Consider the following 12,669-nt stretch of genomic DNA (forward strand, 5'->3'; position numbering starts at 1 on the left):
ATTTTAGTGATCTAATTCAATAAGTAAATCACCCGTTTGAATCGCATCACCATCGTTAACATATACTTTCTTCACTTTACCATTGAACGGCGCTTGAACTGTCGTTTCCATTTTCATCGCTTCTGTAATTGCCATAGAATCGCCTTTTTTCACTTCATCGCCTTCTTTTACAACTACTTTAATTACCGTTCCTGGCATCGTTGCACTAATATGATTTGGATTCTCACGGTTTCCTTTCACACGTTGTGCAACTGTTGCTTTTACACTCTCGTCTTTCACGATAATTTCACGTGGTTGACCGTTAAATTCCAAGTAAAGGACACGATTTCCATCCGGCTGAGGTTCTCCAATTGATACTAGTTTAACCATCAATGTTTTACCCTGTTCAATTTCTACATCAATTTCTTCACCTAGTCTCATACCATAGAAGAACGTCGGTGTATCAAGTACAGATACATTTCCATAAAGCTCAGCAACTTTTTCATAATCCATAAATACTTTTGGATATAAAGCATATGCAACTACATCAAAAATCGTTACTTCGCGTCCAAGTTTATGGAATAATTCTTCTTTTAACGCTTCGAAATCTACTGGCTCTAGTAATTCACCTGGTCTTACTGTTAATGGCTCTTTCCCTTTTAAAATAATCTTTTGTAATTCTTTCGGGAAACCACCGTACGGTTGACCTAAATCACCAGAGAACATTTCAACAACAGATCCTGGGAAGTCCATAGCATGTCCACGCTCTAAAACATCTTGTTCTGTCAGATGGTTTTGAACCATAAATAATGCCATATCACCAACAACTTTTGATGATGGCGTTACTTTTACAATATCTCCAAACATGTCATTCACACGGCGGTACATTACTTTCACTTCATCGAAGCGATCTCCTAAACCAACCGCCTTCGCTTGTTGCTGAAGATTACTATACTGCCCACCCGGCATTTCATGCATATATACCTCTGTATGAGGCGCATTCATACCACTTTCAAACGGTGCATAGTATTTGCGTACATCTTCCCAATAATGAGATAGTTTTTCTAAAGAATCTATATTAACATCTGGTTGTCTTTCGTTTCCACCTAATGCATAGTATAGCGTGTTCGCACTTGGTTGTGACGTTTGACCAGCCATAGAACTCACTGCTACATCGACGATATCAACACCCGCTTCAATTGCCTTCGTATACGTTAATATACCATTTCCACTCGTATCGTGCGTATGCAGGTGAATCGGAATCGACACTGTCTCTTTTAATGCAGAAACTAAATCATATGCTGCATTTGGTTTTAATAAGCCCGCCATATCTTTAATACCTAAAATGTGAGCTCCTGATGCTTCTAACTCTTTTGCTAAATTTTTATAGTAATTTAAATCATATTTACTACGCAGTGGATCATGGATATCCCCTGTGTAGCACATTGTTGCTTCTGCAATTTTACCAGTGTCTCGTACAGCGTCAATTGCAACTCTCATGCCTTCCACCCAGTTTAAGCTATCAAAAATACGGAATACATCAATGCCTGCTTGAGCAGAACATTCCACAAATTTTTGAATTAAATTATCTGGATAGTTTTTGTATCCAACTGCGTTTGAAGAACGAAGTAACATTTGGAATAAAACGTTCGGCATTTTTTCACGAAGATCTAGTAATCGTTCCCATGGATCTTCTTTTAAGAAACGATACGCAACATCAAACGTTGCACCGCCCCACATTTCCGCTGAGAATAGGTTCGGTAACATTCTCGCTGTTGGCTCCGCAATTTGATGTAAATCTTTTGTACGAATACGAGTTGCAAGTAATGACTGGTGTGCATCACGGAATGTTGTATCCGTTAAAAGTACACGTTTTTGATCCTGTACCCATTTTACTAATCCGTCCGCTCCACGCTCGTCCAAAATTTGTTTCGTTCCATTTTGGATTGGCTCTGAATGTTTTAAACATGGAATACGAGCATCTGGGAATATTGGTTTTTCTTTTTTACCTACTCCTGGGAAACCATTTACTGTTACTGTACCAATGTAATTTAACATTTTCGTTCCACGGTCTTTACGTTTCGGGAACAAGAACAATTCAGGTGACGCATCGATAAATGAAGTATCATATTCTCCTGATAAGAAGTTTTTATGTTTTACTACATTCTCTAGGAATGGAATATTTGTTTTAATACCACGAATACGGAATTCTTTTAAGTTACGTTCCATTTTTGCAGCAGCTTGCTCAAAAGTAAGTGCCCAAGTTGTAACTTTTACAAGTAAAGAATCGTAGTACGGTGTAATAACTGCACCTTGGAAGCTATTTCCTGTATCAAGACGTACACCAAAACCACCGCCTGATCGATACGCCATAATTTTTCCTGTATCCGGCATAAAATTATTTAGCGGATCTTCAGTTGTTACACGAGATTGAATTGCAAATCCATGTACAACTACTTCCTCTTGCTTCGGAACACCTACCATTTTGCTATGTAATGAATGTCCATCAGCTATTAAAATTTGTGATTGAACAATATCTACTCCCGTAATCATTTCTGTAATCGTATGTTCTACTTGAACACGTGGATTTACTTCAATAAAGTAAAACTCATCATCTTTTACAAGGAATTCTACTGTTCCTGCATTTAAATAATTTACATTTTTCGTTAACTTCACAGCAGCATCACAAATACGCTGACGCAGATCATCTGAAAGTGATACACTCGGTGCAATTTCTACAACTTTTTGATGACGACGTTGTACAGAACAGTCACGCTCGTATAAATGAACAACATTGCCTTCTTCATCTGCTAAAATTTGTACTTCTATATGTTTAGGTTTTTCAACGAATTTTTCGACGTAAACTTCATCATTACCAAAGGCTGCTTTCGCTTCTGATTTCGCTCGATTATATGATTCTCCTAATTCCTCACTAGTACGCACAATACGCATACCACGACCGCCACCCCCAAGGGATGCTTTAATAATAATCGGGTAATCATACTTTTCAGCAAATTTTTCGACTTCTTCTAATGAATTTACTGGACCATCACTACCAGGTATAACTGGAATTTGTGCTAGCTGCGCTTGTGTTCTTGCTTTCACTTTATCTCCAAACATATCTAAATGCTTACTTTTCGGACCGATAAAGATAATTCCTTCTTCTTCACAACGTTTAGCGAATTGAATATTTTCTGACAAGAAACCATATCCAGGGTGGATTGCATCTACATGATTACTTTTTGCAATCTCAATAATGCCTTCAATATCTAGATAAGCATCAATTGGTTTTTTTCCTTCCCCAACTAAATAGGACTCATCGGCTTTATAGCGATGATAAGAACCACTATCCTCTTTAGAATAGATTGCAACTGTTTTTAATCCAAGTTCCGAACAAGCTCGAAACACACGAATTGCAATCTCTCCACGGTTAGCTACCAATACTTTTTGAATACGTTGCAGCTTTGTCATGATTTTCCCCCTCTACTTTCCTACCACTCTAGAGATAAAATATATACACACCTTAAAAAGCGTGAAGTTCTTCACTTTCCACATTATATTATACTTAGAAAGCTTCACTTTATTTTTATCCATCATACCTTATTTTTTAACAAATGATAAGTTTTCTGTGCAATTTGTTTCACAAAAATAGTATAGCATACCTCTTCCTTTTCTAACAACTTAATTGTATATCACATTAAACTAAATGTGATATATTGTTTAACCGAAAGATATATTAATACATCACATTTAAAACTACTTAAAAATAAAAACACATCATGCTCTAAAGCACAATGTGTTTTTATTTTACAACTACAAGATGTGGTCCATTTTGTTCTTTTTCTTTCATTAATCCATTCTGTTGTTTCTCTTGTCGTTTCACGTGACTAGCAATATTGAGTAGTATCCCCATCGCAAGTAGATTAGCTAATAAAGAACTACCACCGTAACTGACAAACGGTAATGGTACTCCGGTAAGTGGTATTACTCCAGACATACCACCAACATTAATAAACGTTTGAACTCCAAACAAGCTTGCAATTCCGATAGCTATTAAACTTCCAAATGGATCTGTACACTTTTGTGCGACTCTAAATGATCGAATAATTATAAGCAATAAACAAATCAAAATGATTGCTACGCCTATAAAACCAAGTTCTTCCGATATAATTGCCATAATAAAATCCGTTTGTGGTTCTGGTAAATAACCATACTTTTGCACACTATTTCCTAATCCCCTACCATTAAGCCCTCCAGAAGCAATTCCAATAAATGAATTCACCAATTGGAATCCATCCTTTTGAGGATCATTAAACGGATCAAGGAAAACAGAAAAACGTGCCTTTTGATATGGATTTAATGCATAATTGCCAAGAAGATATAGTGCCGGAATCCATACTATAGAAGTTAAAGCAATTCGTTTAATCCATAAGTTAACCTGTACTCCCGAACAAAGGAACATAATTCCTACTGTTCCTGCAATTAACAAATCAGTACCTAAATCATTTTGCTTTAATATTAAAAACATGATTATACCAACACCAATGAGTACTGGACCTGACCCTTTGAAAACAGGTGTATTCGTTTCTTGTCTTTTCGCAAAAAAATGAGCTAATATGAGGATAACCGTTATCTTTACAAATTCCGCAGGCTGTATTCCAAATATCCATCCGTTTGCACCGTTTACTGACTTAGTGAAAAAGGCAGCTGCAGCTAATAAAGCAACACTAGCACCGTAACTCCCCAACAAAAAAATTCGTTTTCTCCAAACTTTATATGGGATAGTAGCAATAATTATTAATACTATTGTCCCAACAACTAAAGTAATTAATTGTCTTTTAAAAAAGAAATTTGCTGGTTTATCAAATCGCGAAATCGCAACAATGGAACTAGAACTATATACCATTATTACTCCCAGCACACATAAGATAACAAGAGGAAGTAACAATGAATAATCCATTGATTTCCATACTTTTTTCATTTCATTTCCTCTTTCTGTTTCAATTTAATTATTGTTGTATTCCATATGTACATTGATTCTTCCTGCTTTATTATACAAATAAAAAGCTCAAACTAATTTAGTTTGAGCCCCCTTATTTGAACCCGTTATTGTTGTTTGTTTGTAAATGCTTCATGAAGTGCAGATAACTCACGTTCGAGCTCACCTAACATTGCTTTCCCTTGTTCTTCTGCAATAAGACCAAGGCGAACTGCAAAATCGACCTCGCGGGATAGTCCAAACATTTGTGTGTCTAACACTTCTTCATATAATGGACATTGCGGCATTGTAAGATGGTCCATTTGCACCTTAATAAGTCTTAAAATCTTCTCTGCATCCGCTTGTAGAAGGGCTAGTGCCTTTTCCTGATGATTTGCTACTGTCTCAGACGCCAAATTGATTCCCTCCGTTTCCGTCCTACTCTCCTCTATCCTATCTATTAATATTAGCGATAGTTTTAATAAATTGCAATAGAAACATTTTTTGTGACAACAGTGTCTAATACTATTATACTGAAAAGTGGGAGTATAACACAAATGGGGGAACAACAATGAGCGAAATTTTATTTATTAACGGAAAAGTACGTTTTCCAATCACTATTGATCCAACTGTTTGGATCTTTGATGATCGAAAAGTAGATTTGACAACTTACTTTGATGAAACTAGAGAAAACACGTCTGAACTAGAAACTTATTTAAAAAACACTTCAGAACATTGGGATCGCGAAATCCGTGATGGTGCCGCTTTTCCTCCAATACAACAAAGTGTGAAGAAATATAAAAAAGAACAGCTGATTACTGGAACATTTGGTATACCATTTCATCCATTCCTTGCTAACGCTGAAATTTTAGAGGACGCTACGCAAGTTGAAATTGAAACGGTAGATCATACAATGACACTTCCATTAGAAACTGTCAAAAATGCTATACTAGGCTTTTCAAAAGAAGGAAAACCATTAAAAGAAGACGGGCCTGTTCATCTCTATTTCAACGATGGATCTAATCAACAAAATCCAATCCGTAACATCCGTAAATTTACAATTATTTAAAGAAAAGGAGTGAGCTTAAGCTCACTCCTTTTTACAATAAATCTGCTGCTAGTTGAGCTAAATTAGATCGCTCCCCTTTAACAAACTTCACATGACCACTAATACGCTGTTCTTTAAACTTCTCTACAACATACGTTAAGCCATTATTATATTCATCTAAATATGGGTGATCAATTTGCTGAGGATCTCCCATCAATACAATCTTACTCTTTTCCCCTACCCTAGTTAATATCGTCTTCACTTCATGCTTTGTTAAATTTTGTGCTTCGTCAATGATAATGAACTGATCTGGAATACTTCTCCCGCGTATATAAGTAAGGGCTTCTACTTCAATCGAACCCATTCCAGCTAAAATAGCATCTAACTCTCCTGGCTTTTTCGTATTAAATAAATACTCTAGGTTATCAAAAATTGGCTGCATCCATGGTCTTAATTTTTCTTCTTTTTCTCCTGGTAAATAACCGATATCTTTTCCGACTGGAACAATTGGTCTTGCCACAAGTAATTTTTTATATAACCCTAAGTCTTCTGTTTGCATAAGTCCCGAAGCTAACGCAAGTAACGTTTTTCCTGTGCCGGCTTTCCCCGTTAACGTTACAAGCGGAATATCTTCACGAAGCAACAATTCTAATCCCATAATTTGCTGCACGTTTCGTGGTCGTATCCCCCACACTTGTTCATTGTGAAAAATAAGTTTCTTTACCTTCTTCCCTAAGTGATCCACAATGCCAAGCGCAGAACTAGAGCCCCCTAATGCATCTTTCATTACTACAAATTGATTTGGGTAAAAAGGATGATTCGCAATTTCAGATAGAGGCAATTCACCTTTCTCATAAAAATAATCCAATTGTTCTTTTGATATATATCCTTCTAAAAAACCAGAATATATATTTTCTACTTCAATTACGCGATCACTTAAATAATCTTCAGCCTTCAAACCAATTGCATCAGCTTTTACCCTTACGAGTACATCTTTACTTACTAAAATAACAGACTTCCCGTCCTCTTTTTCCTGTTCTTCTAAAGATAGATTTTTTGCTACAGCTAAAATTCGATTATCATTTGTTTTTTCTACAAAAATATCTTGTAGTTGCACAAATGAACGATGGTTCAATTCAATACGAAATGTTCCGCCGTTTTCTAGCGGGATACTTTCATGCAGCTTTCCTATTTCACGAAATTTATCTATTAACTTAGATACATAACGAGCGTTTCTTCCTACTTCATCCATATAACGTTTTTTCGAATCAACCTCTTCTAATACAACTGCTGGAATCACTACTTCATTGGTTTCAAATGAAAAAATAGATAAAGGATCCTGCAAAAGTACATTCGTATCTAACACATAAATTTTATCCAACCTGTTACCCCCTGACTCCACTTTTAAATTTGTAGAACAAGGGTTTCATCCATAAAATATGGACGAACCATTGTTATAATTATATGTACCGTGTAAACGAGGTAGAATCGAAAATCATAGTCATTAAACCTTTTATTTATTCTTTATTCATTTCTATTCAATATATTACTTTTTATTATAATTATTAACGTTAAATCACAATAACCGACTACAAAAGTGAATAAACGAATTTCTTATTTAGCATCTTTATAATTCTCTTATCCCTACTAACACTTCGTTATCCAGCTTTTTCGCTGCCCGAAGATCATATGTTTTTTCATATGTTGGTTCAATTGCAAGTTTCGCTCCATAAAACATAACATCACGCACTTCTTGCACCTTTACTTCTATTACAGTTAATTTTAGAGAAATACCTTCCATTCTATCTGTCAAAATTTCACCTGCACCACTTATAGAAAATACGGATTCATTCGCCATTATAGTCAATACCACACCTGTATTATGACGTATATTTTCCACAATACGTGAACGTTGATCTACTGCAAATCGAATACTAGTTTCACTCACTGCATACACCCAAGAAATAGCACTTACGTTAGGAAATTGTTTTTCGAAATCTGTCGTTGCTATCATAACAATACACTCCTTACGCAACGTTTGTACTAAATCCTCTGTTAAGGTAGGCTCTACTACATTCGCCATATTTTCACCTCCAAATATACTTGGTATATCCTTATCATAACTTATTTTTTGAATTGCGAAAATATTATTTTTTCCCACTATTATTCAAAAACATTATACTTCCATGATATACTTATACTGATAGAATTCGTATTGAGGTGACGAAATGAGAGTCAAATGTATGATTTGTGATAAAAAAGATATGTTAGATGATGAAAATCCTATGGCAAAAAAACTGCGTAATCGCCCTATTCATACATATATGTGCATGGAATGTTCGGAACGAATTGCAGAGCGTACAATGGAACGTCATGCAAGTGGTAATTTCCGATTATATCGTGATAAAAAAATCGAAGATGATTGGTAAAATGTAAATAAGTCCTTACTCATATAGATAAGGACTTATTTATATTTTTCTGGTTCACGATTCATCTGATCCAAAAAACAATCAATGGCTTCTAACGGAAACCTTGCAGATTTCCGTTCTCCATTTATTTCATATGTAATTAAATACATTTCCTCGTTCTTTTCGACTTCCACATTTCTTAATTTATGTTCTTCATATACCATATTTTGAAATAACAAATATGTTTCTTTTGCAGCACTATCATCTGGACGTGCTTCCGCAACTGTTTTAATTGTTAACCAATTATATAGTGCATCTTGTACTGAACGCATGAAAACTCCCCTTTCTTATCCTGCTTTTTGTTGTTTCGCTTGACGCAAACGCAGTCTATAAATTCCAAGTACAATTGCCGCTACAACAAGTCCTTCTCCAACAGGTAAAAACACAGCAAAAAAGGTTAATACTGTGCATCCAATTGCTAATGATATGTATATCACAATATTTTTTAGTACAGACAACTTTCTAGCAAACCCTAAATTATAAACGAGAGCACTTAATATAATAATCGTCCCATAAAGTAACCACATTCCTAACTCTGGATTTTCATCTACCTTACACAATTTTGCAAAAAAAGACATCCTTTCTAACACACTCTTCCCCCCCTAGCAGTAAAATGCAATTTTCTTTATACACTTAATACAAGAGTAACTCGCAAAAAAAATACTGTCCACAAAAAAGAGTAAATATTCTAAAAAATAAACAAAATAAAAAAACAACGCCCTTTATAAAGGGCGTTGTTTTTTATTTTTACGCTTCAACAGATTTCTTTTTCTTAGCAGCTCTTTCGCGCTCACTCTTATCAAGAATCTTTTTACGTAGACGAATTGATTCTGGAGTTACTTCACAGAACTCGTCATCGTTTAAGTACTCTAATGATTCTTCTAAAGTCATTAGGCGTGGTTTCTTCATTGTTGAAGTTTGATCTTTCGTCGCAGAACGAATGTTAGTTTGTTGTTTCATTTTCACAACGTTAACTGTTAAGTCGTTCTCACGAGTGTGTTCTCCGACAATCATACCAGCATATACTTCTGTACCTGGTTCAACGAAGATTACACCACGGTCTTCAACTTGCATAATACCGTATTGTGATGCTTTTCCTGTTTCAAGTGAAACTAGAACACCTTGGCGACGTCCACCAACTTGTCCAGCGTGTACTGGTTGGTAGCAATCGAATGTATGGTTTAAAATACCGTAACCACGAGTTAATGTTAAGAATTCTGTTGTGTAACCAATTAAACCACGTGCTGGAACCATGAAAGTAAGACGAACTTGACCGTTTCCGTTATTCACCATATCTAACATTTCACCTTTACGTGCACCCATAGATTCCATAATAGAACCAGTGTATTCTTCAGGTACATCGATTTGTACGCGCTCTACAGGCTCACATCTTACGCCATCAACTTCTTTAATGATTACTTCTGGCTTAGATACTTGTAATTCATAACCTTCACGACGCATGTTTTCAATTAAGATAGATAAATGTAGTTCCCCACGTCCAGATACGATCCACGCATCAGGAGAATCTGTATTATCTACACGTAAACTTACATCTGTTTCTAATTGTGAACGAAGACGCTCTTCAATTTTACGAGATGTAATGTATTTACCTTCACGACCTGCAAATGGGCTGTTATTTACAAGGAACGTCATTTGTAGTGTTGGCTCATCAATACGTAATAATGGTAACGCATCTTGATGTTCAACTGGACATACTGTTTCACCTACGTTAATGTCTTCCATACCAGAAACGGCTACTAAGTCCCCTGCTTTTGCTTCTTCAATTTCTTGACGTTTTAATCCCATGTAACCGAATAATTTCGTTACGCGGAATTGCTTCACGCTTCCGTCTACTTTCATTAAAGCAACTTGTTGTCCAACCTTCATTGTACCGCGGAATACGCGACCAACTCCAATACGTCCAACGTAGTCGTTGTAATCAAGAAGTGCTACTTGGAATTGAAGTGGCTCTTCGCTGTTATCAATTGGTGCTGGAATATGTTCGATAATTGTATCGAATAATGATTTCATATTCTCTTCTTGATTTGCTGGATTTGAATCTAAGCTTGCTGTTCCGTTCATTGCTGATGCAAATACAACTGGGAACTCTAATTGATCTTCGTTTGCACCAAGCTCAATGAATAAGTCGATTACTTCATCAACTACTTCATCTGGACGAGCGAAGTCACGGTCAATTTTGTTTACAACTACGATTGGAGTTAAGTTTTGCTCAAGAGCTTTCTTTAAAACAAATCGTGTTTGCGGCATACAACCTTCATATGCATCAACAACAAGTAAAACACCATCAACCATTTTCATGATACGTTCTACTTCTCCACCGAAGTCAGCGTGACCAGGTGTATCTAAAATGTTAATTCTTTTATCTTCATAGTGAATCGCTGTATTTTTCGCTAAAATTGTAATACCGCGTTCTCTTTCTAGATCATTTGAATCCATTGCGCGTTCTTCAACGTGTTCGTTCGCACGGAAAGTCCCCGCTTGACGTAATAACTGGTCAACAAGTGTTGTTTTACCATGGTCAACGTGGGCAATAATTGCTATATTACGTAAATCTTGTCGTTTTTTCAACATGTCCAACTCCTAATGTCTTTTTAATCCTTCTCTATTATAAGAGCGAAGGGGATACAATAGCAATTAAAATAAAAGCAAGAATGAAAATATAGTTGTATTCTTACTTTTGTGAAAGTAAAATGAGATTGGAGGGTGAAGAAATGGAACACATTCAATATCGCTTTTTATTAACTGCAATTATCGGTGTTATTTTCTTAATCGGTATCGGCATTATGATTGCTGAAAATAGTCCAATCGGTATTATTATTTGCATTATCGGCACATTTGTTACAGTTGGATACGGTTTTGTAACAAAAAGAAAAATGCGCAAATCACAATAACGCTAAAAAGTAAGAAGCTTATACACAGCCTCTTACTTTTTTTGTTGCTCTCATATAAACGATAACACTTCTTCATACACTCCTGGTTTTGCAACTAACACACTGCTCTTCTCTATGATAGAAAGTGGCGCTCCAGAGAATGTCGTCACCTTACCTCCAACTTCTTCTACAATTATCTGCCCTCCGCCAAAATCCCATGGTGATAATCTCGGCGTTACATATGCATCTATTCTTCCTGTTGCAACGTATACCATCTCTAATGCTGCACAGCCATATGACCTTGTGCCCCTTGCTTTCTTAACAAGTGCCATCATACTTTCCATATTAAGCAATGGATTATCTGTAAGCCATATCGCATTTAAAGCTACAATACCTTGCTCTACAGTTCCTTTTTCCAATGGAGGAATTGATATATCATTACAAAAAGCTCCAGATCCCTTGACTGCATGATATAGTTCATCATGCACTGGATCATATATAAGTCCAATCTTTCCGATACCGTTCTCATAAATCCCAATTGAAATCGCAAAATTTCTTTTTTGATGAACAAAGTTCATCGTGCCGTCAATTGGATCAATTAACCAAACAACCCCGTCAGAAGACGTTATCTCGTCTCCATAACCCTCTTCTCCTAAAATATTATGATTCGGGAATGTTTCTTTAATTTTCCCAATTAAAAACTGTTCTATCTCTCGGTCCATATTTGTAACTAAGTCAGCTGCATTTGATTTTGTTTCTATAATAAGTGCTTTTTTCATTGATGCCATTAAATGCTCTCCTGCATCCCGAATCCACCGTTTGGCGTGTGCATCGATGTCTTTCCATACTTCTTGCATGTTTAAACACTCCGATCTATACTGTTCACAGAAAAAACGAACCCTTTATAAGGTTCGCACCAACTAATTTTTTATACATATACTATTATTACGCTTCTAAACGAATCATTTCAAGTCTTAACACTTCTAACTTTTGTACACACTCTTCTTTTTTCTGGTTATCATCTTCCATCATCGCATCATATAAAGTTGCTAATTCATAATCTAGCTCCAAACGTAGCACCGGTATTCTCTTTTCAGCATCTGTTCTCTTTAACGCATTAATCACCTGTCTCATATTATTTGCCTCCTCCCAATATTCGTCTGCCCTCGGACTAGAATTAATTCAATTTTCTGATTTTTTGTTTTATACTATACTATGTTGGATAAATCATCTATGCAACAAAATTATATTTTTTTATTTAAATTTTTTTGTGCTGTTTTTTTTATGAATAGTACAAGCTATGCT

At 35.8% G+C, this 12,669-nt stretch carries 13 protein-coding genes; 3 read left to right on the forward strand and 10 right to left on the reverse strand.

The window, feature by feature from the left end:
* Positions 1 to 3 precede the first annotated feature (3 nt).
* The 3 genes from pyc to ACTFN4_RS02075 form a co-directional block, all read right to left on the reverse strand.
* On the reverse strand, positions 4 to 3,450 hold the full coding sequence (gene pyc, locus ACTFN4_RS02065; RefSeq protein WP_000164087.1) for a pyruvate carboxylase: 3,447 nt from the start codon (positions 3,448 to 3,450) through the stop codon (positions 4 to 6).
* 331 nt (positions 3,451 to 3,781) lie between these two features.
* A complete protein-coding gene (locus tag ACTFN4_RS02070; protein WP_000758402.1) occupies positions 3,782 to 4,960 on the reverse strand; it encodes an FtsW/RodA/SpoVE family cell cycle protein in 1,179 nt (392 codons plus the stop codon).
* Between the two features lie 125 nt (positions 4,961 to 5,085).
* A complete protein-coding gene (locus ACTFN4_RS02075; RefSeq protein ID WP_000135694.1) occupies positions 5,086 to 5,373 on the reverse strand; it encodes a YlaN family protein in 288 nt (95 codons plus the stop codon).
* A 155-nt stretch (positions 5,374 to 5,528) separates the two neighbouring features.
* On the opposite strand from ACTFN4_RS02075, the gene ACTFN4_RS02080 reads away from it, so the two are divergent.
* Positions 5,529 to 6,026, forward strand: a complete 498-nt coding sequence (locus ACTFN4_RS02080) for a hypothetical protein (RefSeq protein WP_001289809.1) — start codon at positions 5,529 to 5,531, stop codon at positions 6,024 to 6,026.
* 31 nt (positions 6,027 to 6,057) lie between these two features.
* Here the strand turns inward: ACTFN4_RS02080 and ACTFN4_RS02085 are convergent, their stop codons facing one another.
* Both ACTFN4_RS02085 and ACTFN4_RS02090 read right to left on the reverse strand, forming a co-directional pair.
* Positions 6,058 to 7,386 carry a PhoH family protein gene (locus ACTFN4_RS02085; protein ID WP_000358083.1) on the reverse strand — a complete coding sequence of 443 codons (1,329 nt, stop codon included), beginning with the start codon at positions 7,384 to 7,386 and terminating at the stop codon, positions 6,058 to 6,060.
* Positions 7,387 to 7,632: 246 nt separating this feature from the next.
* Positions 7,633 to 8,088: a pyridoxamine 5'-phosphate oxidase family protein gene (locus ACTFN4_RS02090; protein WP_439962043.1), complete on the reverse strand. Its 456-nt coding sequence runs from the start codon at positions 8,086 to 8,088 to the stop codon at positions 7,633 to 7,635.
* Positions 8,089 to 8,233: 145 nt separating this feature from the next.
* Here ACTFN4_RS02090 and ACTFN4_RS02095 point away from each other — a divergent pair, with 145 nt between their 5' ends.
* A complete protein-coding gene (locus ACTFN4_RS02095; protein ID WP_002082250.1) occupies positions 8,234 to 8,434 on the forward strand; it encodes a YlaI family protein in 201 nt (66 codons plus the stop codon).
* Positions 8,435 to 8,469: 35 nt separating this feature from the next.
* Here ACTFN4_RS02095 and ACTFN4_RS02100 read toward each other — a convergent pair whose 3' ends face one another.
* From ACTFN4_RS02100 to typA, 3 genes are all read right to left on the reverse strand, one after another.
* Positions 8,470 to 8,745 (reverse strand): hypothetical protein, encoded by a 276-nt coding sequence (locus tag ACTFN4_RS02100; RefSeq protein ID WP_001258151.1) that lies wholly within the window; start codon positions 8,743 to 8,745, stop codon positions 8,470 to 8,472.
* A gap of 15 nt (positions 8,746 to 8,760) precedes the next feature.
* Positions 8,761 to 9,063 carry a YlaH-like family protein gene (locus ACTFN4_RS02105; RefSeq protein ID WP_000893662.1) on the reverse strand — a complete coding sequence of 101 codons (303 nt, stop codon included), beginning with the start codon at positions 9,061 to 9,063 and terminating at the stop codon, positions 8,761 to 8,763.
* A gap of 157 nt (positions 9,064 to 9,220) precedes the next feature.
* Positions 9,221 to 11,065 carry a translational GTPase TypA gene (gene typA, locus ACTFN4_RS02110; RefSeq protein WP_000914762.1) on the reverse strand — a complete coding sequence of 615 codons (1,845 nt, stop codon included), beginning with the start codon at positions 11,063 to 11,065 and terminating at the stop codon, positions 9,221 to 9,223.
* A gap of 140 nt (positions 11,066 to 11,205) precedes the next feature.
* Between typA and ACTFN4_RS02115 the strand changes: the two genes are divergently transcribed.
* Positions 11,206 to 11,385, forward strand: a complete 180-nt coding sequence (locus tag ACTFN4_RS02115; protein WP_000400127.1) for a DUF5325 family protein — start codon at positions 11,206 to 11,208, stop codon at positions 11,383 to 11,385.
* A 50-nt stretch (positions 11,386 to 11,435) separates the two neighbouring features.
* Here ACTFN4_RS02115 and ACTFN4_RS02120 read toward each other — a convergent pair whose 3' ends face one another.
* Together ACTFN4_RS02120 and ACTFN4_RS02125 are read right to left on the reverse strand one after the other, a co-directional pair.
* Positions 11,436 to 12,221 (reverse strand): inositol monophosphatase family protein, encoded by a 786-nt coding sequence (locus ACTFN4_RS02120; RefSeq protein WP_001158701.1) that lies wholly within the window; start codon positions 12,219 to 12,221, stop codon positions 11,436 to 11,438.
* 88 nt (positions 12,222 to 12,309) lie between these two features.
* On the reverse strand, positions 12,310 to 12,498 hold the full coding sequence (locus tag ACTFN4_RS02125) for a hypothetical protein (RefSeq protein WP_001250165.1): 189 nt from the start codon (positions 12,496 to 12,498) through the stop codon (positions 12,310 to 12,312).
* Positions 12,499 to 12,669: the final 171 nt, after the last annotated feature.

The organism is Bacillus cereus group sp. MYBK95-2, from assembly GCF_051915225.1.
Lineage (GTDB): Bacteria > Bacillota > Bacilli > Bacillales > Bacillaceae_G > Bacillus_A > Bacillus_A cereus.